We start from the raw sequence: 20,767 nt of genomic DNA on the forward strand, positions 1-20,767 counted from the left end.
TTGCCTGTCATCTTTGCACCCGTTAACAATGGAGTTAAAAAAATGAATCGACGCACACTGTTAAAAAACATCGGTAAAACCTTTTTACTGGGAAGTTTAGCCACTACTAGCACTTTAATGTCCTTAGGGGCACATGCCGCTCCAAACCCAGCCGCCAAAGTGGTATACCACGTTGACTTCAAAGACCCCACGCGCTATTCGGCTACGTTAACCTCAATTAATAACATTATTAATTACTACGAATCAGAATTTATGGAAGCCGACGTGCATTTGGTATTTGTTGGCTTTGGCCTACGTTTTACCACCGACGACCCATTAAAAGGCACGCCCTATGAGGCCGACCAAGAGTTGTTAACCCGTCAAGCCGAGCTAAAAGGTCGTTTAGACGCGCTGATTAAAACCCGTGATGTAAAAGTGCATTTGTGCGATAAAACCCGTGAAGAAGTCAACCTACCGCAAAGCGCTGTTTACCCTAGCATTCAATTTACGGCATCGGGGGTAGCCAAAATTGCCATCTTGCAAAGCCAAGGTTACGCGTATTTAAAGGTTCAATAAACAATATAACCAGGCCTGGTTAAACAGGTTTTTAGACCTTACCAGTCCTGGTCAATGTGTTTTTAGTCCTTTGCATGTGTGAACGCACGGCTAAAAATGAGGCATAAAAATAAGACATAAAAAAACCCGCTTTTCAGCGGGTTTTTTGTATTCAATAACTCAATACGATATCAATCAATATTAAGCCATTTCACCTGGGTAGCTTTCGATACCTGGGTTGTCTTTAACACCTTTTAGCTTAGGATGATTCACTTTCTTAAGCTTAGTGTCATTTTTATGGTTACGTAAGTAATCCGCAGTAACGTCCCACATTAGACGACCTTTACCTACCGATTCAACTTGCGCCCAACCTGCAACAGTGTAAGTTTTGTTGGCTTCTAACTTAGTACCATCGTCTAAACGCATGTCGGAAATACGACTGCCCAATTTAGCATTTGGCTCGCATGTATAATCCATACCGCCTAAACGCACCATGTCGCCACCCGATTGTAGGTATGGGTCAACTTGGAACAAGTTTTCACAAATACCTTCTAGGATGTCTTTCATTTGTGCACCAGTCACTTCTGACTTATAGGTTTCGCCATAGGTCATAGAGGTTTCATCCATAACGCGTTCCATGGTAATCATTTCACCCGCTAATACAGACGTTCCCCAACGAACACCCGCCGACATGGCAATTTGAGTATCGTGCTCTTCACGCAATGAGTTAACAATAATTTGATCCCATGAACCCATAAAGTTTCCACGACGATACAAAGTGTCTTGCGCCACAGCCAACTCTTCACCCATAATTTCACCGTAGGTTTTGCCTAAACGGTTCTTATTATTAGCCATTTCAGGGTTGCGTGATTCAACCACTTTGTCATCGTATTTACGCATGTACAACGCTTTGATAAAGTCATCCATTTCTTTATCAGCAGCCAACACGTTTGAAAACACCGGTAGCAAAGTGTAATTAACACCTTTTAATTTGCCGTTTTGGATGTCTAAATCCATTACGCCAACGTATTTTCCGTTAGAACCACCGTTGGTTACGTGACACACACCACCAGCAGGCGTTTTAACCGGAGTTGTTTTTGGGATACCATCGTGCGTGTGACCACCAAAAATAGCGTCAATACCGCTTACGCGTGAGGCCATTTTGATGTCAACGTCCATACCATTGTGAGAAATCATCACTACCGCGGCGACTTTTTCAGTGCTACGAATCTTATCAACGGTTTCTTGCAACTCTTCTTCACGCAGGCCAAATGACCAGTCTGGGAAGTTAGCTTGTGGGTTAGCATTAGCAGTACGCGGGAACGCCTGACCTACCACAGCAATACGCTCGCCATTAACTACTTTGACAGTGTAAGGCTTAAAAGCACGCGCTTCATCTTCAGAGAACAGACCTACGCCGTTGTTTGCCGCAACCAAGTCACGATAAGCGTCACCAAACAATGAATCTTCTTTAATACGTAAGTTTTGTGCTAAAAATTCACCTTTGAACGCACCGATGTTTTTTAATACTTCGGGTTCAGAATAGGTAAATTCCCAGTGACCGGTCATCACGTCTACACCCAAAAGGTTAGACGCTTCTACCATGTCCATACCACGAGTAAACAATGCGGTACCTGAACCATGCCAAGTATCACCACCGTCCATTAACAAGGTGTTTTCACGACCGCCCGCTTGTTCACGCAACTTGTCTATTAGTGTTTTAACGTGTGCAAAACCGCCTACCTTTCCGTATTTTTCAGACGCTTCTTGGAAATTAATGTAGGTAAATGCGTGAGCAAGAGATGAATTTTCTTTAATGCCGGCTTCTTTTAAAAACTTGGTGCCAACAATGTGTGGCATTTTACCAAACGCTGGCCCTGTTCCTAAGTTAACGTTAGGCTCACGGAAATAAACAGGGTTTAATTGCGCATGAGTGTCTGTAATATGTAAAAGACGAACCTTACCTTTAGACGGTACATTGTAAATGTCCGCGCTGGCTTTGGCAGCAGCGGTTTTATCCGCACCATTGGTCATGGCACTGGCCGTACCGGGTAACATACCAGCCGCAGCGGCCAAAGACATTACATGAAGAAATTCGCGACGATTTAAAGACATTAGGTCTCTCCGTTGTAGTTAAAAATAAGCCCGACGTGTGTCGAGCTTGAAATAATAACCCAAATTTAAAGGGTCAGGTTGTTAAAGTCAAATAAAGGAAAGTTATTGGTAATTAGAAAATTCTTATCAGTATTTACTAATACGCTTTAATTTCCATACAAAAAATACCCAGAAAATAGCCTTAACCCACCCACTTACGAGCGTTTCTAAACAAGCGCATCCACGGAGCATCCTCTTGCCAATCATCTGGGTGCCAAGAGTTTTGCACCGTTCTAAATACGCGCTCGGGATGCGGCATCATAATGGTGACCCGACCGTCTGGCGTGGTTAAGCCGGTCATACCTCCTTGTGTTCCATTAGGATTAAACGGATAGCTTTGCGTTGGCACACCATTGGCATCGACATAACGCACACCCACTAGGCCTGCTACATCGTCCATTGAACCTGTACCAAAATCCATACGCCCTTCACCGTGAGCCACGGCCACGGGAATAATAGAGCCTTCCATGCCTTTAAACAAAATAGACGGTGAAGGTTGAATTTGCACCTGCGAAAAACGCGCTTCAAACTGCTCGGATTCGTTACGCACAAACGCTGGCCAGTTTTGCGCCCCTGGGATAATATCTTTTAAATTTGACAACATTTGGCAACCGTTACACACCCCTAGGGTAAAGGTGTCTTGACGGTTAAAAAAGCGTTCAAACTCACTTCGCGCCGTAGCATTAAATAAAATTGAGTTAGCCCAACCGCGTCCAGCACCCAATACGTCACCATATGAGAAGCCGCCACACGCCACCAAACCACTAAAATCATCGAAGCTCAATTGACCAGAAAGTACGTCGGTCATGTGCACATCAATGGCATCAAATCCAGCGCGGTCAAATGCGGCGGCCATCTCTTGCTGACCGTTAACACCTTGTTCACGCAAAATGGCTACTTTAGGACGTTTTTTACCCGCAAATTCGGTGGTAATGTCGTCGTTAATATCAAATGTAACACTGGCGACCAACTGGGTATTTTGGTCTTGTTTAATGGCATTAAACTCATTCAACGCGCAATCTGCGTTATCGCGCATCGCTTGCATTTTATAACTGGTTTGCGCCCAAAGCGTGTGCAAATCGCCACAAGATTTGGCTAATAAAGTGTTACCGTGCGCGGTTATTTTAATCAACGAATCAGTTGAAGGTGCACCAATCCAATGCGCCATGTCAGTTAGGTTAGAGTGCGTTAAAATGGCGTTAACAGCCTCAATATCGGCAACTTTAATCTGCATTACCACACCAATTTCTTCAGCGCACATAGCCGCGACAGGTTCAAGCCCTAAAGCCGACACATCAACGTTTAAGCCGCAATGCCCTGCAAACGCCATTTCTAACAAGGTCACCAATAATCCGCCATCGGCGCGATCGTGGTAAGCCAACATTAAGCCCTGGTTAATAAGCGTTTGTGTGGCATTAAACAAATTAAGCAAATCTTCTGCATGATCTAAATCAGCCGCTACATCGCCAATTTGATTATAAACCTGTGCCAAACAACTGCCGCCAACACGGTTTTGACCACGTCCTAAATCAATCACCAATAACTGAGTATCGCCTAAATCGGTGCGCAATTGCGGGGTAACGGTTTTACGCACGTCTCGTACCGGCGCAAAGGTGGTGATATTAAGCGAAATCGGCGAAATCACCGCTTTTGCGGTATCGCCATCTTGCCAAACGGTTTTCATCGACATCGAATCTTTACCCACCGGCACAGCGATGCCTAAAGCCGGACACAACTCCATGCCTACCGCCTCGACCGCATCGTATAGCGCTGAATCTTCGCCTGGATGTCCTGCAGCAGCCATCCAGTTAGCCGAGATTTTAATGTCGCTCATTTTGGCAATATTCGCGCAGGCAATATTGGTAATGGCTTCGGCAATCGATAAACGCGCCGAAGCTTTTGGATTAATCAACGCCACCGGTGGACGTTCACCCGAAGCCATCGCCTCACCGGTGTAACCGTTGTAATCAGAACAGGTAATTCCCGCGTTGGCCACCGGCACTTGCCAAGGACCAACCATTTGATCGCGTGTAACCATACCGGTAATGGAGCGATCCCCAATGGTAATTAAAAACTTTTTGCTGGCAATGGTGGGCAAACTTAACAGGCGCTCGGTCACATCATCAAAATTGAGCACGGCGGTTTCAAACCCAGCTTGGGGTATTAGACGACTTTGCGCACTACGGTGCATTTTAGGTGGCTTACCTAACAGCACATTTAACGGCATGTCCACTGGGTTATTGGCAAACACCATGTCGTTTACCACCAATTCTTGCTCTTTGGTGGCCACTCCCACAATGGCGTACAAACAGCGTTCGCGTTTACAAATGGCTTCAAACTGTTCAATTTTGTCGGGGTAAATGGCAATGACATAACGCTCTTGCGACTCGTTGCTCCAAATTTCCATCGGTGACATGCCCGGCTCGTCATTGGGCACGGCGCGCAAATCAAAGCGTCCACCACGACCCGAATCGTTAACCAATTCAGGAAACGCATTGGACAAACCACCTGCACCTACGTCGTGAATGGACGCTATGGGCGAGTGTTCACCCAAATAAGTACAACGGTCAATCACTTCTTGCGCACGACGTTCCATCTCTGGGTTTTCACGTTGCACCGAAGCAAAGTCTAGTTTTTCGGAGCCTGCACCACTGTCAACCGAAGACGCCGCCCCGCCGCCCAAACCAATTAACATGGCAGGCCCGCCCAATACTACTAACTTGGCGCCAACTGGAATTTCGTTCTTTTGTACGTGCAAGCCACGAATATTGCCTAAACCACCCGCCAACATAATGGGTTTGTGGTAGCCACGCATCTCTTCACCGTCGTGGGTGATTAATGCGTTTTCGTAAGTTCTAAAATAACCGTTAATGGCCGGACGACCAAACTCATTATTAAAGCCCGCCGCGCCCAAAGGGCCTTCTAACATAATCGCTAACGGCGACACAATACGCGCAGGCTTACCATAATCGCGTTCCCACGGCTGTTTAAACCCTGGAATATTTAAGTTAGACACCGTAAAACCGGTTAAACCCGATTTAGGCTTAGAACCACGCCCAGTAGCGCCTTCATCACGAATCTCGCCCCCTGCGCCGGTGGCCGCACCAGGCCAGGGCGAAATGGCGGTTGGATGATTGTGAGTTTCAACTTTAATTTGAAAATGCACCGCTTCATTATGCGTTTGATATTGACGAGTTTCTGGGTTTGGAAAAAATCGGCTGGCAGGCAAGCCTTCTATTACCGCCGCATTATCACTGTAAGCCGACAACACACCTTGCGGATTTTTTTGGTAGGTATTGCGAATCATGCCAAATAACGTATTGGGTTTTTCAGCGCCGTCAATGGTCCAATCGGCGTTAAAAATTTTATGCCGACAATGCTCTGAGTTGGCCTGAGCAAACATCATTAACTCAGCGTCTACTGGGTTGCGCTCAAGACCGATAAAGGCGTTGACCAAATAATCAATTTCATCCCCACTCAACGCCAAACCCATTTGAATATTAGCGTTTACTAAGGCATCACGTCCACCGCCTAAAACATCCACCGTGTTAAACGGCTTTGGTGTTTGATGTGAAAAAAGCCCCTCTAACGGACTTAAATCATAAAACACTTGCTCCATCATACGATCATGCACCACCGCTTCCATGGCGGTACGGTCAGAATCATTAACGCCGTCAAAAAAGTACACCACACCACGCTCAATTCGATGAACATGGGCTATGCCACATGTGTGGGCAATGTCGGTGGCTTTAGAAGCCCAGGGTGAAATAGTGCCTAAACGGGGCGTTACAATGCACGTATCATTATTTAACACAGACGTTTTATCGTCTTGACTGTTGTTTAACAAGGTCTTTAAACGGGCGTGTTCATCCATCGAAAGCTCACTTTCAAAATCGACCAGGTAAAGATATTGCGAACGAACGGCCTTAATTAAACCCACCGTTTTAAGCTTGCTTAGCAATTGATTTAAACGGTATGTGGAATGTGCGGGATTTCCCCAAATAATGTGCATAGTTTTGCCCTTTACAAAAAACAAAAGCCCTCGTAAAAAGAGGGCTTTAAAAACAATTTGGATTACTTAGTTAATAAACCTAAACTTTCTAATACATAGCGTCTTTGTTGCGCATTTAACGGCGTTGAACCTTCGGCCGACTGGATGTTCAACAAGGTTTTTTCAGCGTCGTTTTTAGATTTAGCCAACTGTAATACAATTACGTCCGGTAAATCTTTCTCACCCGAGTCACGCCAAAAAGCTAACTTTGAAAGCATAGAATCTTCTTTTTTAACCGTTTTAGGCACTTGCACCCACATTTGCATTGAATCCTTACGCACCTTATCCATCTGCCAATTAGCACGATAAATCATGGCTTGTAAATACCCCCAACTGCTGTCTAAATTAGCACGCAATGTTAAGCCTTGCAGTTCCTCACCGTCCACGACTTCAACCATGTTTTCGGTGACTTTTAAAGCAGCCAGCGCTTTTTCGCTGGTTGATCCAAAAAACACCATAGCCTGATACAAAGCTTGCGCTTCCATCACAGGACTATAAGGTTTGATTTTCCAACCCTCGTTCAAATTACGTGCTTCGTTTGCATCGGGTGAATACAGCATGCTGTGGCTAAAATAAACACGCGTTTTGCCGGCTGCGGTGTCTGTTTCTAAACGTGCAGTGTACTTATCATAAACTCCATCAGCCAACTCTGGACGCCAGCTGTTAAGCATTCTTGTAATAGGACCTACATCGTCTAAAGGCACTAACTCAGAACGCTGCTGATAATCAGTTTTCATAACGCCAATGTCTTTACGCTCTTCTTCAATCGCAAAACCAGAATTCATAAAGTAGCGTTTTAACCCACTCCATACCTCTTCACTGTTGACCGAATCGAGTTCTAACCAACGCTCTGACAAATTGGACTGAATGGCGATGCCATCGGCTTTAAAATTAGGAATATGGTCATAAGCGTCTTTTTGAGCCAACGCATCTTGTCCCGCATTTTGCAACGCTACCTGAATGTCATTTTTAGGCTTAGCTGGATTAAACAGGTTTGGGGGCATTTCTAAGTTTTGAACAATTTTACCCTCGCTGTCACGGTAATTGTCGTCCGAACCAAATAAATTGGACAGGGTTGAACAACCACTTAAACTCATTACCGCTAAAGACGTTGAAATCACCAACGTTTTTGAATATCGACTCATAGATAGGTTCACTTATGTTTATGAAAATTATGCCTTAATGGCAATGCCTGCAGCGTGCATAGCGTCTAAAATAACAGATTGATTTGGCTCAGATAAAGGTGTTAATGGTAAGCGAATAGCCATGCCCATTAGACCCATTTTAGCCACCGCCCATTTAACAGGAATAGGATTAGATTCTACAAACAAGTCGCGATGCAAGGCTTGCAAGGGAGCGTCAATGGCGTGCGCCTTAGCAGCATCACCAGCAAGAGCCGCAAAGTAAGCGTCGTGCAATGCTTTGGGGGCGACGTTTGCGGTCACTGAAATGCCTCCATGTCCACCCAATAAAATAAAATCAATCGCGGTAGCATCATCGCCGGTGTACAAATCAAAGCTTTCGGGCACGCCGGCTTTAATTTTTGCCACGCGGCTTAAATCACCCGTAGCCTCTTTAACGCCCACTATGTTTTTAACAGTGGCTAAACGAATAATGGTTTCTGGTAATAAATCACAGGCTGTGCGACCGGGCACGTTATATAAAATTTGCGGAATATCGACCGTTTCGGCAATTTTTTTATAGTGTAAATACAAACCTTCTTGGGTCGGCTTATTGTAGTAAGGCGTTACCAAAAGACATGCATCAGCCCCTGCGTCTTTGGCGCATTGTGTCAACTCAATTGCCTCGCTGGTTGAGTTAGCGCCAGTGCCGGCAATGACTGGAATGCGTCCGGCCACTTTGTCTACTACAAACTTAACGACTTGGCAGTGTTCTTTAAAATTTAACGTAGCCGACTCACCGGTTGTGCCCACAGCCACAATCGCGTCGGTTTGAGATTCAATGTGAAATTCCACCAGTTTTTCAAGTGCATCAAAATCAATTGACTCATCGTCCAACATTGGGGTTACCAACGCCACCATACTGCCTCTAAACACGGTGTCTTTCTCCAATAAATTAACGCAAATTTAAAAAACGTAATATTAACCTTTCCCCCCTGACACTTCAACCAATATTGCTGTAATGCTTCATGTCAAGCATAGGCGGTTAAAGATAACGCCAAGCGGTGTTTTTGGTGATGGCCTTCTTAAAAAGTTCATTAACCGATGGCTTGCGGGCGCACCTAAAAGTCGGCATACTAAAAACTCTCGTTAACATGACCAATTCACTTTAAATGCACAGGAGTTGCTTGCATGAGCGTTACGCCCGGTCAAATCGTACCAAGTTTTTTATTAAGTGCCACATCTCAACGCACGATTACTCAAGAAAATTTTCTTGGCAAATTTACCGTTTTGTATTTTTACCCCAAAGACAGCACCCCTGGATGCACCACAGAAGGTTTGGAGTTTGCACAGTTACACGATGAATTTTTAGCGCTTAATGCACAAATATTAGGGGTGTCTTTAGACAGCCTTACCCGTCACGCAAACTTTAAAAACAAACACAGCTTTCCATTTGATTTAATCAGTGATCCAGAGGCTTTGTTATGCAAAATTTTTGGGGTTTATCAACTCAAAAAGAATTTTGGCAAAGAATATATGGGCATTGTTAGAAGTACCTTTTTAATAAATCCGCAAGGCCAACTTGACCAGGCCTGGTTAAACGTTAAAGTTGCCGGACACGCTCAAATGGTTTTACAAACGCTTAAACACACTGCATCACAATAACTTATAAAATCAACAACCGATAACCAGCAACCGAGATAATTTTAAAACGCAATAATTAAGGAGCAACCATGACCAATAACGCTAAAAAACTCTTTATTTTAGACACCAACGTTCTCATGCACGACCCAATGGCGCTGTTTAATTTTGCCGAGCATGATATTTTTATCTCTATGACCGTTCTCGAAGAGCTGGACGCTGGCAAAAAAGGCATGACCGAAATTGCCCGTAATGTTCGCGAAACCAATCGCTTGATTGATCAGATTATCAGTGATGCGAGCTTTGAGGAAATTCAAAAAGGCTTGCCGCTCGAACGCATTCATCCTGGTGTTAAAAACAAGAGCGTGCATTTAGGCCAACTGTTTTTTGAAACCGAACCGCTGCGCGCCCAGTTACCCGACTCGCTACCCAGCCACAAAGCCGACAATCACATATTGCAAACTGGCTTAGCCTTAAAAGAAAAATACGCCAACCGCAGTGTTACCTTAGTCACCAAAGACATTAACATGCGCATTAAATCTTCGGCCGTTGGATTACACTCCGAAGACTACTACAACGACCGCGTGTTAGAAGACGCCGATTTACTTTACACCGGCTGGGAAGTGTTGCCAGAGAATTTCTTTGAAGACAATCGTAAGTCCATGAAATCGTGGCAAGAAGGCGACCGGACTTTTTATGAAATCAGCGTAGATGAACATTGCCACTGGTATCCCAATCAAGGTTTAATCAGCGCCAATGAGGCTGGCTTTAACGCGATTGTACGCGAGGTTGCCGATGGCAAAGCCGTGCTGGAATACTTTTTTGATTACCAGCAAGAAAACCATAAAGTCTGGGGAATTAACGCCCGCAACATTGAGCAAAACATGGCGTTTAATTTTTTAATGGATCCCGAAATTGATTTTGTCTCACTGCTTGGCATCGCCGGCACCGGTAAAACCCTGCTTACCTTAGCCGCGGCATTAGAACAAACTCTGGATCGCAACATTTACAACGAAATTATTATGACCCGCGCCACCGTGCCCATTGGTGAAGACATTGGTTTTTTACCCGGCACAGAAGAAGAAAAAATGACGCCGTGGATGGGGGCTTTAATGGACAACCTAGAAGTATTAACCGCATCGGAAGGTCATACAGAATGGGAAAAAGAGAGTACACAACAACTGTTAAGCAAACGCATTAAAATTAAATCGCTTAACTTTATGCGTGGCAGAACCTTCCAGAAAAAATTTATTATTATTGATGAAGCGCAAAATTTAACCCCTAAACAGATGAAAACCTTAATCACTCGAGCCGGCAGCGGCACCAAAGTAGTGTGTTTAGGTAACATTGGCCAAATTGACTCACCCTATTTAACCGAAACCACCACTGGACTTACCTACATTGTTGATCGCTTTAAAGAGTGGGAACACAGTGCACACATTACCTTGCAACAAGGCGAGCGTTCTAGATTGGCGGAATTTGCATCGGACAACTTATAAATATCTGCCTTTTGTAACGCACATAAAAAAAGGCCAAAACTGGCCTTTTTTTAATTGGATCAAACACCGCAGAAATTAGCGTAGATTGGTCATGTCATTGCCATCAACAGGGGTTTTAAAGCCTAGCTTTACGGCTCTCTCACGACAATAATCAATCGCAAAATCCAGTAACTCGCCTACTGCGCGATGACGAAACTTGTGTTTTTGACGCACATGCGAAAACGGACGCATAATAGGTGGATATAGTGGAATGGCTCTTAATGTACCCAACTGCAACTCTTTTGATAAGGTCGTACGCGATACAATGGCCACACCCACATCCGATTCTACCGCCATTTTAATGGCTTCAGGACTGCCCAATTCCATCACAACTTTTAAATCGCTGTAACTTAAACCTTGTTCACGAATATAAGTGTCAATCACCGAACGAGAACCCGAACCTTCTTCACGGGTAATGTAGGCGTACTTTCTAAAGTCTTCAACCGAGACTTTATCGCGATTGGCCAATGGGTGATCCAACGGGCAAATCAATTGCATTTCGTCAATTCGACACACGTCCACTTCTAAATTTTTATTGTGAACCGGCGCTTCCACCAAGCCTAAGTCAATCATGTTATTTTCAACCATTGACACAATGGCGTCGGTATTGCCCACTTGCAGACGAATGTTAACGTCTTGAAACTTTTTCTTAAACGCGCCCAACAAACTTGGCAACATGTATTCGGCGATAGTGGTACTCGCACCAATGACTAAACTGCCCGTGACTTCTCCGGTAAGCTCACGCACTTCACTGTTCATTTTTTCGTAATGCTCTAGAATCTGGTCGGCGTAGTCGTACACCAACTTACCGGCATCGGTTAAAGTGATTTTATTGTGAGTGCGGTCAAACAGGCGGGTATTAAAAAAATCTTCAAGTTGCTTAACCTGAAAAGTCACTGCGGGTTGAGTCATGTGCAGGGTTTCTGCAGCTTTTGTAAAGCTCATTACCTTTGCAACTGTGTGGAAGACTTGGAGACGTCTATCTGCCATTGCGCAACATCCTTTTTACTTTGGGTAGGTTAAACAGTTTATGTAAACATCTTTTGTAAACGTTTTACGTAAAACGGTTTGGTTAAATTTTAGTCGGGTGAATATAGGGCTTTACACGTTAAATGTCAAACTTGTTACAAGAAGTGGCCTTTACGCGAGTAGATGCATCGCCTAAATTATTAAAAATAAAGGGTTTGGCCAAGCGTGGCACCCCATCTCGACCGTTTAAGGCTTGCATCATTAACCATTTCTTAACGGGCAACAATCGATTAGCCAAGGGTAAAAACCCGTTAAGCAGGCGCGTTTTAAGAGCGGATTGCTGATTAAACAACCAATCAAACCCTTCCATAGAACGCTGAACCAACGCATTGTCACCGCGGCGAGCGCGTTCGTATTGGCGCAATACCGCAAAATTTCCCCACGATTTACCATGCGCTTTGGCCTCAACAATTACGTCCAGTAACACGGCCGCGTCCAGCAAACCCAAATTAACGCCCTGACCCGCTTGCGGATGAATGGTGTGCGCGGCATCGCCCACGAGGGCTAAATTGGGTTTTACATAATGCAATGCATGACGTCGCACCAAGGCAAAAGCAATACGTTGCCCTACTTCAAGCACCTTGCCCAAACGATGGTCTGAGGCGATTTCAATGTTCCGAGCTAATTCTTCATCGGACAAACTCAACGCCCAAGCCATTTTGTGCGTGGGCAAGTACCAAGCAATTGAACTCATGTTATTGCCCATGGCCAAATACGCAAAGGGCCCTGCGGCTTGATAGCGCTGCCAACAAGTGTCTTGATGGGACAACTCGGTTTTAACACAACCTACCACCGCGCATTGCTGGTAGTCATGGGTGTCTAAGCCAATATGTGCCAAGGCTCTAACCTTAGAAAACGCACCGTCTGCGCCCACAATTAACGGCGTAACCACCTTACCTAACCCATCTAAAGTTAACCAGGCCTGGTCATCTTTAAACTCCAAAGATTCAAGAGCTTGGTTTAACGCAATGTGCACGTATTCACAGCCCTTTAGCTGCTCCCACAATGCGGCCTGCACCACATCGTTTTCAACCACGTGTCCCAAATTAGCTTCACCCACATCAGCGGCAGAAAAATGCACTTGACCCACACTGGCCTCATCCCAAACGTGCATGGCACCAAACGCATGACAACGTCGTGCTTCAATTCCGCCCCAAGCACCCAGGTTACGCAAAATGTTTTCGGACGCACGCGTCAACGCACTTACTCTTGGCTGTAAAGGCAACGAGGCATGCCAGTCGGTGGTCACCGCCTGCTTTTCTAACAACAGTACCTTAAAGCCTTGTTGCCCCAAGCCCAAAGCCAGCACCGAGCCGACCATGCCGCCACCCACAACCACAACATCAAACGATGCTGCAGAATCGTTTATGGCTTTATTATTGGTGTCTTGAGCGTGCATCATACTTACTTACCTCCCATCGCAAATTTAGAAAAACGTTTTTTCACGCTAGGAAGCAACTGCATGGCCATTAATCCCACGCCTCGTAAATGCCCCACCAACGCCGAACGATGTTCAAATACACTGATAAGCGTATCGGTTAATCCCATGACTTTTTGATGATCAGGCTGACGTAACGCCGCGTATTCGCTCAACCACACGTTACTGCCAATATCCGCATTAGGCTGCAACACAGTGTGAACCGGCATGCCTTCTAAAAATACCGCAATATCACGAATGCCCAAATTTAAACCTTGTGCGGCCACTGGATGTTGCGTGTGCGACGCATTGCCCATTAACAATGCACGACCTTTAAACATTTGCTCTACATACGTTTCGGTGAGCGGATAAATCACTCTTGGACTCACTTGAGTAAACGCCCCTAAACGCTCGCCCATTTGCTCGGCAAATAACGCCATAAAACCTTCATCGTCCAAAGCCTTAACCGACGCTATATCACTGGCTGGACAAACGTATACGGCCTTATGAAAATGACCATGCATAGGCAAAAGTGCCACAGGCCCGTTTTGAGTAAACCGCTCATACGCCCAATGCTGCGGATGTTGTTCGGTGGCAATTTGTGCCACTACCCCAAAAGCGTTATACGATTTTTCTTGCAACGGCAAACCCAAAATGCGTCGAACCTTTGATTCTGTGCCGTCTGCACCTACTAGCAACTTGGTTTTAACTTGAATCGTTTTAGCTTGAATAGTTCTAGCAGGCTGTGCTTGCTCAACCTGAGAAGACACTTGATCTTCCACATTTAATGTTGCGCTTATGTACGCGCTGTCCATACCTTCTTCGGTAAAGTGCGTTAATGACGCCGGACACACTATGTGCAAGCCCGTCTGACTCTGAGCGTGTGCCCACAACACGGTACCCAAGTCGCTAGACTGTATGCTGTAACCCAGTGCGGCGACACCCACCTCACTGGCATGTAAAGTTGTCAAACCCAAATAACCTTTTTGCGAGACGTGCACATGATGAATTTCAGTTACAAACGGCACAAGATCAGGCCAAATTCCAAGTTGGCTTAACAGCAGCATCGAGCCGTGCGACAGCGCCAAAACCCGACCATCAAACGAATTAGCTGCTCCGGGCTTAGGCGCATATCGTTCGGCTAGCATAACGTCATAACCGGCCTGCCCTAAACCAATCGCCAACATTAACCCCACGGGCCCACCGCCAGAAATTAACACATCGGTCTGAATGATGTCATCTGATTCGTACGATTTTAAGGTACTTTGCATACTGTATTCCTTTAACGTCGATTCGTTGCTTTGTGTTGCAGAGTTAAACTTTTTAGCACGTCCACTAACGCGACTGCATCCAAGCTTCTATTTCGGCCACAGTTCGGGGCAGGCCTTTAGTAAGCACTTCGTGACCCACTTGAGTTACCAATACATCGTCCTCAATACGAATCCCGATATTATGCCATTTTGCATCTACTTCTGTGTGCTGTGACCCAATGTAAAGCCCTGGCTCAACGGTTACGACCATGCCAGGTTGCAATGTTCGCCAAACCCCCGCATGTTTGTAAAGTCCCACATCGTGCACGTCCATTCCTAACCAATGGCCTGTGCCGTGCATAAAAAAGGGTTTATACGCTTCTGACTCAATTAACGTGGCGACATCACCCTGCAAAATATTCAACTCGACCAGGCCTGTTGTGATTATTTGCAACACCGTTTGATGCAACAAATCATATGACACACCAGGTTTAATAACAGCAATAGCCGCTTGTTGAGCCCGCAATACTAACGAATACAACTGAGCCTGCGCAGGACTAAACTCACCGCTGGCCGGAAACGTCGTAGTAATATCCCCCGCATAGCCTTGCCATTCAGCCCCCGCATCCACCAACACCAAATCGTTGGCTTGAATATAAGCACGGTTTTCGGTGTAATGCAAAATGCAGGCATTTTGACCAGCGGCCACAATAGAATTAAACGCCACGCGCGGTGCGCCCAATCGCATAAATTCGGCCTCTAAACTGGCTTGCACTGCGTACTCGGGCATACCCACTTGTACAGTTTTCATGGCCGCCAAATGCCCCGCTACGCTTATGCGCGCAGCCGTGCGCATCTGTGCAATTTCATCGGCGGTTTTGTGCAAACGCATCTCATGTAAAACAACGTCTAAATCGCAAATTTGAGTAGGTGCTTCAATGCCTTTGCGCACCTTTTGTTTTGCCTGACCAATCCACGTTGTAAGATGTGCAGTCCAATCGGACAGTTGAGAAAAGCTCACATAAATCATCTGACAAGACTCAATCTGCTTAGGCACGTTTTGCACCCAATTATAAAATGACCAGGCCTGGTCAACCTGCAAATGTTCAGCGGCTAAATCAACCCCCAAACGTCGACCTTGCCAGGTTTCTTGCTCGGCGTCTTTTGGGCGTAAAAAAACATGACTGCGAGCACTGCCGTCGGCTAACTTTACCAACAACAGCACGGCATCGGGTTCACTAAAGCCCGTTAAATAATAAAAATCACTTTGCGGACGAAACGCAAATTCTACATCGCGATTGCGAATCTGTTCGTGACCCGAAGCCACCAAAACAGCACTGCACGGTTTTAAAGAAGCCAACAGCTGTGAACGGCGCTGTACACAGTGTTCTATTAAATTTAAAGATTCCGCCACTGACATAAGTTTATTTCCAGGCAAGTAAAGGTTAAGAGGCTTTTGCAAAGACTTCTAAAATTAGTGCACAGTATTAAGATGTTTACCAAACGACTCATCCATCTCAATGGGTGCTGGGTCTACAGGATTTAACTCTTCGTTCATCATTAAAATACCCACTCGCACAAACTCAATTAACTGCACAAAGTCCGATTCGGCCTCTTCTACTTCAGCCAAGCTTTGAGTGCTATTAGAACTTTCAGTGCTTTCGGCACTTAACGCGGCTAAACCGTCAACATCAATGCGCGCAACATCGCTAAAATCACTTATTAACTCTCTTACCTCGGGCGGCAAATTTTTGTCGTCGTTTAAGCGCCCTACCAAACCCAAGCCGTACAATACGCCTTCGCATAACTGTCCCAACATAGCCGCTCTAAACACCAAAGGTTCTGCGTCGTCGGGCAAGCACAACTCAAGCTCAAATCCCGAGCCATTCAGGCCTTTATTGGTGGTTTCAAACATTGCATGCAGTGCTTTTAAAAACGATTCTTTAACCGATTTAATTTGCGCCTCTTCAATGAGTTTTTTAAGCCAAATGGCCTCATTTAATTCACTGTCAGCGCACAATAAACCCAACAACATTCCTTGAATAAACGCAGGCGATTCCAACTCTGGAAACGGCGCTATCACTTCATTGACTTGATCAAAATCCATTCAAACATTCTCTTGTTAAACACTTATAATTGGGGAATAATATCATAATTAACTTATCTGTTAATTCCTGAACGCTTATCGATTGTTGGAGAAACCTCGTGCTTACCTTGACCCTAATGAACCATACGTTCGAGATTCCGTGCGATGCCGATGAAAAAGTGCGCTTAATTGAGGCGGCTACCTTGCTTGAAGACAAACTAGACCAAGTGCCCGGTTTAAAGGGAGAAAGCAAAATACTTATGATGGCGCTTAACCTTTGTTACGACTATATACAATTAAAACAAGACACCACGCAGCACACCCACACACTAGAAGAAAAATTGAACATATTATAAAAGGCCTTGCCTCACAAAATAATACACCTGTTTAATAAAGCAACTTTAATTAATACAATAATTGCACAAAAATCATACATAAACCATGCAAGTACTCTAAAAATTTTAAATTTAGCTCCAGTAAGTTATCCCACCAGCAAGCAATTTGTTATAATGCTTAACGCACGCAGTTGTTGAGTTTAAACCCCCTTCCGATAATTACTTACATTGGGGCCAGATGCCTGAAATGGTGCGCATCTCGTTAGCTTTGGCTAACCCGGGAAGCCTAAATTTCTTGAGGAGGCTGCCACCTTGAACTTACGGTTCAGGGACTTTGGCTCAATGGCTGCGCGCTCTTTTACCAGGCCTGGTTAATCTGCGCTTCGGCTGTAATACTTTTATTTATACTTCTTGTACAACGATAAGTCTTAAAACCTACTTCAAAATCCGCTACACTGTTTTTTTGACTCACTCTTAACACTTACCATGAATCCGTCTCAATCCATTCGACAACACTTACGCCTACAACGGACTTTATTAAACGCTGAGCAACAAATCGCCCATCAAAAAGCCGCTTTGGCGCATTTTAAAGCCCACATAGACCTCACTCAAATTCAACACATTGGCGTATTTTTAGCACAAAATGGCGAACTGGAAACGCGCGCTTTAATTGAATTTTTATGGCTCAACCACCAAAACGTTTATTTACCTGTTCTTGAAACCCGCCCAAACTGGCACATGGGATTTGCTCATTACACCGCGCAAAGCACCTTAGTACCCAATCGTTTTAACATAGACGAACCCAGCGAACCTTTAGAATCTCACATTGCTGGTAATGCCTTAGATTTGGTACTAGTACCTCTGGTTGGGTTTGATATGCAAGGCAATAGACTGGGAATGGGAGGCGGATTTTACGACCGAACCTTTGAATTTAAACGCCTAAACCCCAATCAAAAACCTTTATTAATGGGGTGGGCGCATCAATGCCAAAAAGTGGATAAACTTACAACAGAAAACTGGGACGTGCCGTTAGACGGCGTAATCACCGAACAAGGCGTTAGCCTGTTTAATCACGCCTAACAACGACACAATTAAACACCAAACGACGCTTCTTACAGTTAATTTACACGGTTAAATTGTGAGCTAAAATGGTTAAAAACGGCTAAAAATGGCTAAAACTTAAGAAACAGACTCTTTAATAGAACCGGATAAATTTACGGGTTGAGAGGTAGCAGACTGTTTATTAGACACAGGAATTTTAACCGTTTTACCCACATAAAGCTGATTGGCGTTTTTAATGTCATTCACCTCTTTAAGCGTTTGCATAGACACTTTGTAACTGCTTGCAATACTCGACAAAGTATCACCCTTTCGCACTTTGTGCTGAACATACATTGGCTGATTTACAGTGGGCTGATCCAAAAATCTAGGTCTAGTGTCTTCTACATAAAGAGCCAACCCTTGTCCAATGGCTTTGGCCATATTTTGTTGAAAGGTCTTGTTGACAAGCTTTCTAGCCTCTTCAGGGTTAGAAATAAACGCTGTTTCAATTAATAACGACGGCATATCAATAGATCTTAGCACCGCAAAACCAGCCGACTGTAACGATGGCTTATGCAACTTAACCGTTTTTTGCATCTCTTTTAACACCGTGTTGCCTAATTTACGACTGGCGCGTACGTTAGACTCGCGGCTTAAATCGCTTAGAGCAAACGCCACATCATCGTCCAAACCGCCTAACTTAACGTCTTGCAACGCCGCATTTTCGCTTTTAGCCAACAAACTGGCCATCACACTGCTGGCACTGCCTTTAGACAATACATATACCGACCCACCAGTCACCGTTTTATCGTGAAAGGCATCGGCGTGTACCGAAATAAAAATAGCCGCCTTTTTTGCTTGGCAATTTTAACTCGGTCAGCCAAACCAATGTACACATCCCTATCACGGGTTAACACCGCACGCATGCCTGGTTGAGCATCAATTACCGCTTTAATTTCTTTGGCCATTTGCAATGTAACGTCTTTTTCGTACACATTGCCGTGACCAATCGCCCCCACATCTTTACCGCCGTGACCGGCATCAATAGCCACAACAATGTCAGCAGGCCTGGTTAACGCCGCGCTGTCATTATCCAATATGCCCGATGTGGTTAAGTTGCTTTTAATGTCTTTATTTACACGCGGCGCATGAGCAATTTGCACCACAGAAACAAGTGGTTTAGATTCGACTGGCTTAACAACCGCATCGGGTGACGGGGGTATCGTTTGGGTTATCGCTTGGTTTATAGGCGGTGGCGCAACCACCTTAACGTGCTCTGATTCACTTTTTGCCGCTGTCGTATTTTTAACATCGACTATTGCCGCTACAGCCGTAGCTTGATTAACTGCCACAATTGCCGGTTTAGGAGATGAAGATGCTGGAGGTATAGGGGTGGATTTTTGAGCCGGCGCAGCGTGCGCTGTTTGGGTAGAACTGATTAAATCGAGCACCAAACGTTGATCTTTTTGATTGGCTTTTGCATAACTTATCCAGCCGTGAGTTTTGAAATCAGCGGCCTGGTGTAGCCCTAAAATAATACGTGTACGATTAGGGCTGTTTTGCACTTTAATGGATTGAATGCGAGAATCGTTAATGGATTTGTCGTCAAAATTTAACTTATTTTGCACCTGATAAAAGTCAATCACCAAGCGTTCTGGATTGCTTAAAGCCGTAATGGTGTAATGCTTAGCGTAATCTAACTGAAACTCAACCCGCGTTTTTTCAGTGGTCTGGCCAATGCGAACATTAGAAATTTCGGCCGCTAAAACACCGCCAGACAATGCAATACTTGCAAAGCTCAGTACAAAAATGCCTATAAATGTCCACAAAGAAGCAGGCATTGCACGGTTCAGGTTGTTGAGTGCCATGTTAATAGCCCTTTTATTGGTGTGTTACAACGCACTTAACAATCTTTATGCCAACTTTTGCTTTTGCCATTTTATTGGCACTCATTAAATTAAAATTTAAACACGCCACGCTCAGCTTTGACCTATTAAGTTAGACCCACTTAATGCGGTTAACAAGGCCTTTGCCAGCACCTGCCCCGGCACGCTCAACGCTTGCACACTAACACTGCGACCTATTGATTGGTGCTCAAAGGCAATCAGTACATCGGCGCTGGGTAGGTTAGGCGACCCTTTTTGAGGCCACTCAACCAGGGCAATAAAGTCCGCTGTAAGCAAGTCACGAATGGCCAAATATTCTAATTCTTCTGCATCGCAAAGTCTATATAAATCAAAGTGATGCACTTTAATATTTAAAAAACTGTAACTTTCTACCAAGGTATAAGTGGGGCTTTTTACTTTTTGTCCGGGTAAGAAATTTTGAATAAATGCACGCGCAAAAAAGATTTACCCACCCCCAAATCACCTTGTAAATACATCATAAACCCATTATCAGCCACGTTTTGCTGGGCACAGACTTGCGCCACTGTTTGGGCAAAATACACGCTGGCCGCTTCATCGGCTAACTTAAATTGTAACGCTTGCACCTGCTCACCCCATCATTACCTGTTATTAATCTGTGTTGCCATTACCTGTTACTTTTACTATTGCGACTGCTTATCACGC

At 44.8% G+C, this 20,767-nt stretch carries 16 protein-coding genes and 1 pseudogene; 5 read left to right on the forward strand and 12 right to left on the reverse strand.

The window, feature by feature from the left end; translation table 11 throughout:
• The first annotated feature begins 42 nt into the window (after positions 1-42).
• Positions 43-555: a DsrE family protein gene (locus EP181_RS06735; RefSeq protein WP_232023363.1), complete on the forward strand. Its 513-nt coding sequence runs from the start codon at positions 43-45 to the stop codon at positions 553-555.
• A 180-nt stretch (positions 556-735) separates the two neighbouring features.
• Here EP181_RS06735 and EP181_RS06740 read toward each other — a convergent pair whose 3' ends face one another.
• From EP181_RS06740 to dapA, 4 genes are all read right to left on the reverse strand, one after another.
• Positions 736-2,649, reverse strand: a complete 1,914-nt coding sequence (locus EP181_RS06740; RefSeq protein WP_127470969.1) for a 5'-nucleotidase C-terminal domain-containing protein — start codon at positions 2,647-2,649, stop codon at positions 736-738.
• A 181-nt stretch (positions 2,650-2,830) separates the two neighbouring features.
• Positions 2,831-6,700, reverse strand: coding sequence for a phosphoribosylformylglycinamidine synthase (purL, locus tag EP181_RS06745; RefSeq protein WP_127470970.1), 3,870 nt, complete (start codon positions 6,698-6,700; stop codon positions 2,831-2,833).
• A gap of 62 nt (positions 6,701-6,762) precedes the next feature.
• A complete protein-coding gene (locus tag EP181_RS06750; protein ID WP_127470971.1) occupies positions 6,763-7,884 on the reverse strand; it encodes an outer membrane protein assembly factor BamC in 1,122 nt (373 codons plus the stop codon).
• Between the two features lie 27 nt (positions 7,885-7,911).
• The gene (gene dapA, locus EP181_RS06755) at positions 7,912-8,796 is read right to left on the reverse strand and encodes a 4-hydroxy-tetrahydrodipicolinate synthase (protein ID WP_127470972.1); all 885 of its coding nucleotides are present in this window, start codon (positions 8,794-8,796) and stop codon (positions 7,912-7,914) included.
• 255 nt (positions 8,797-9,051) lie between these two features.
• Between dapA and EP181_RS06760 the strand changes: the two genes are divergently transcribed.
• A complete protein-coding gene (locus EP181_RS06760) occupies positions 9,052-9,525 on the forward strand; it encodes a peroxiredoxin (protein WP_127470973.1) in 474 nt (157 codons plus the stop codon).
• Between the two features lie 68 nt (positions 9,526-9,593).
• Positions 9,594-11,000 carry a PhoH family protein gene (locus EP181_RS06765; RefSeq protein ID WP_127470974.1) on the forward strand — a complete coding sequence of 469 codons (1,407 nt, stop codon included), beginning with the start codon at positions 9,594-9,596 and terminating at the stop codon, positions 10,998-11,000.
• A 75-nt stretch (positions 11,001-11,075) separates the two neighbouring features.
• On the opposite strand, the gene EP181_RS06770 is transcribed toward EP181_RS06765, so the two are convergent.
• From EP181_RS06770 to EP181_RS06790, 5 genes are all read right to left on the reverse strand, one after another.
• The gene (locus EP181_RS06770) at positions 11,076-12,029 is read right to left on the reverse strand and encodes a LysR family transcriptional regulator (RefSeq protein ID WP_127470975.1); all 954 of its coding nucleotides are present in this window, start codon (positions 12,027-12,029) and stop codon (positions 11,076-11,078) included.
• A gap of 118 nt (positions 12,030-12,147) precedes the next feature.
• The gene (locus tag EP181_RS06775) at positions 12,148-13,470 is read right to left on the reverse strand and encodes an FAD-dependent oxidoreductase (RefSeq protein ID WP_232023364.1); all 1,323 of its coding nucleotides are present in this window, start codon (positions 13,468-13,470) and stop codon (positions 12,148-12,150) included.
• 2 nt (positions 13,471-13,472) lie between these two features.
• Positions 13,473-14,756 (reverse strand): FAD-dependent monooxygenase, encoded by a 1,284-nt coding sequence (locus EP181_RS06780; protein WP_127470976.1) that lies wholly within the window; start codon positions 14,754-14,756, stop codon positions 13,473-13,475.
• A 64-nt stretch (positions 14,757-14,820) separates the two neighbouring features.
• Positions 14,821-16,155 (reverse strand): aminopeptidase P N-terminal domain-containing protein, encoded by a 1,335-nt coding sequence (locus EP181_RS06785; protein WP_127470977.1) that lies wholly within the window; start codon positions 16,153-16,155, stop codon positions 14,821-14,823.
• 54 nt (positions 16,156-16,209) lie between these two features.
• Positions 16,210-16,842 carry a UPF0149 family protein gene (locus tag EP181_RS06790; protein ID WP_127470978.1) on the reverse strand — a complete coding sequence of 211 codons (633 nt, stop codon included), beginning with the start codon at positions 16,840-16,842 and terminating at the stop codon, positions 16,210-16,212.
• 98 nt (positions 16,843-16,940) lie between these two features.
• Between EP181_RS06790 and EP181_RS06795 the strand changes: the two genes are divergently transcribed.
• Positions 16,941-17,177: a cell division protein ZapA gene (locus EP181_RS06795; RefSeq protein WP_127470979.1), complete on the forward strand. Its 237-nt coding sequence runs from the start codon at positions 16,941-16,943 to the stop codon at positions 17,175-17,177.
• Between the two features lie 465 nt (positions 17,178-17,642).
• The gene (locus EP181_RS06800) at positions 17,643-18,236 is read left to right on the forward strand and encodes a 5-formyltetrahydrofolate cyclo-ligase (RefSeq protein WP_127470980.1); all 594 of its coding nucleotides are present in this window, start codon (positions 17,643-17,645) and stop codon (positions 18,234-18,236) included.
• 99 nt (positions 18,237-18,335) lie between these two features.
• Here EP181_RS06800 and EP181_RS12875 read toward each other — a convergent pair.
• The 3 genes and pseudogenes from EP181_RS12875 to EP181_RS12440 all read right to left on the reverse strand — a co-directional run bounded on the left by EP181_RS12875 (position 18,336) and on the right by EP181_RS12440 (position 20,688).
• Positions 18,336-20,065: pseudogene (locus tag EP181_RS12875) on the reverse strand (N-acetylmuramoyl-L-alanine amidase).
• 111 nt (positions 20,066-20,176) lie between these two features.
• The gene (gene tsaE / locus EP181_RS06815; RefSeq protein WP_338064753.1) at positions 20,177-20,548 is read right to left on the reverse strand and encodes a tRNA (adenosine(37)-N6)-threonylcarbamoyltransferase complex ATPase subunit type 1 TsaE; all 372 of its coding nucleotides are present in this window, start codon (positions 20,546-20,548) and stop codon (positions 20,177-20,179) included.
• Positions 20,497-20,688: a P-loop NTPase family protein gene (locus tag EP181_RS12440; RefSeq protein WP_232023365.1), complete on the reverse strand. Its 192-nt coding sequence runs from the start codon at positions 20,686-20,688 to the stop codon at positions 20,497-20,499. Before EP181_RS12440 ends, tsaE begins: the two co-directional genes overlap by 52 nt.
• Positions 20,689-20,767 lie beyond the last annotated feature (79 nt).

This window comes from Thiomicrorhabdus aquaedulcis (assembly GCF_004001325.1).
Lineage (GTDB): Bacteria > Pseudomonadota > Gammaproteobacteria > Thiomicrospirales > Thiomicrospiraceae > Thiomicrorhabdus > Thiomicrorhabdus aquaedulcis.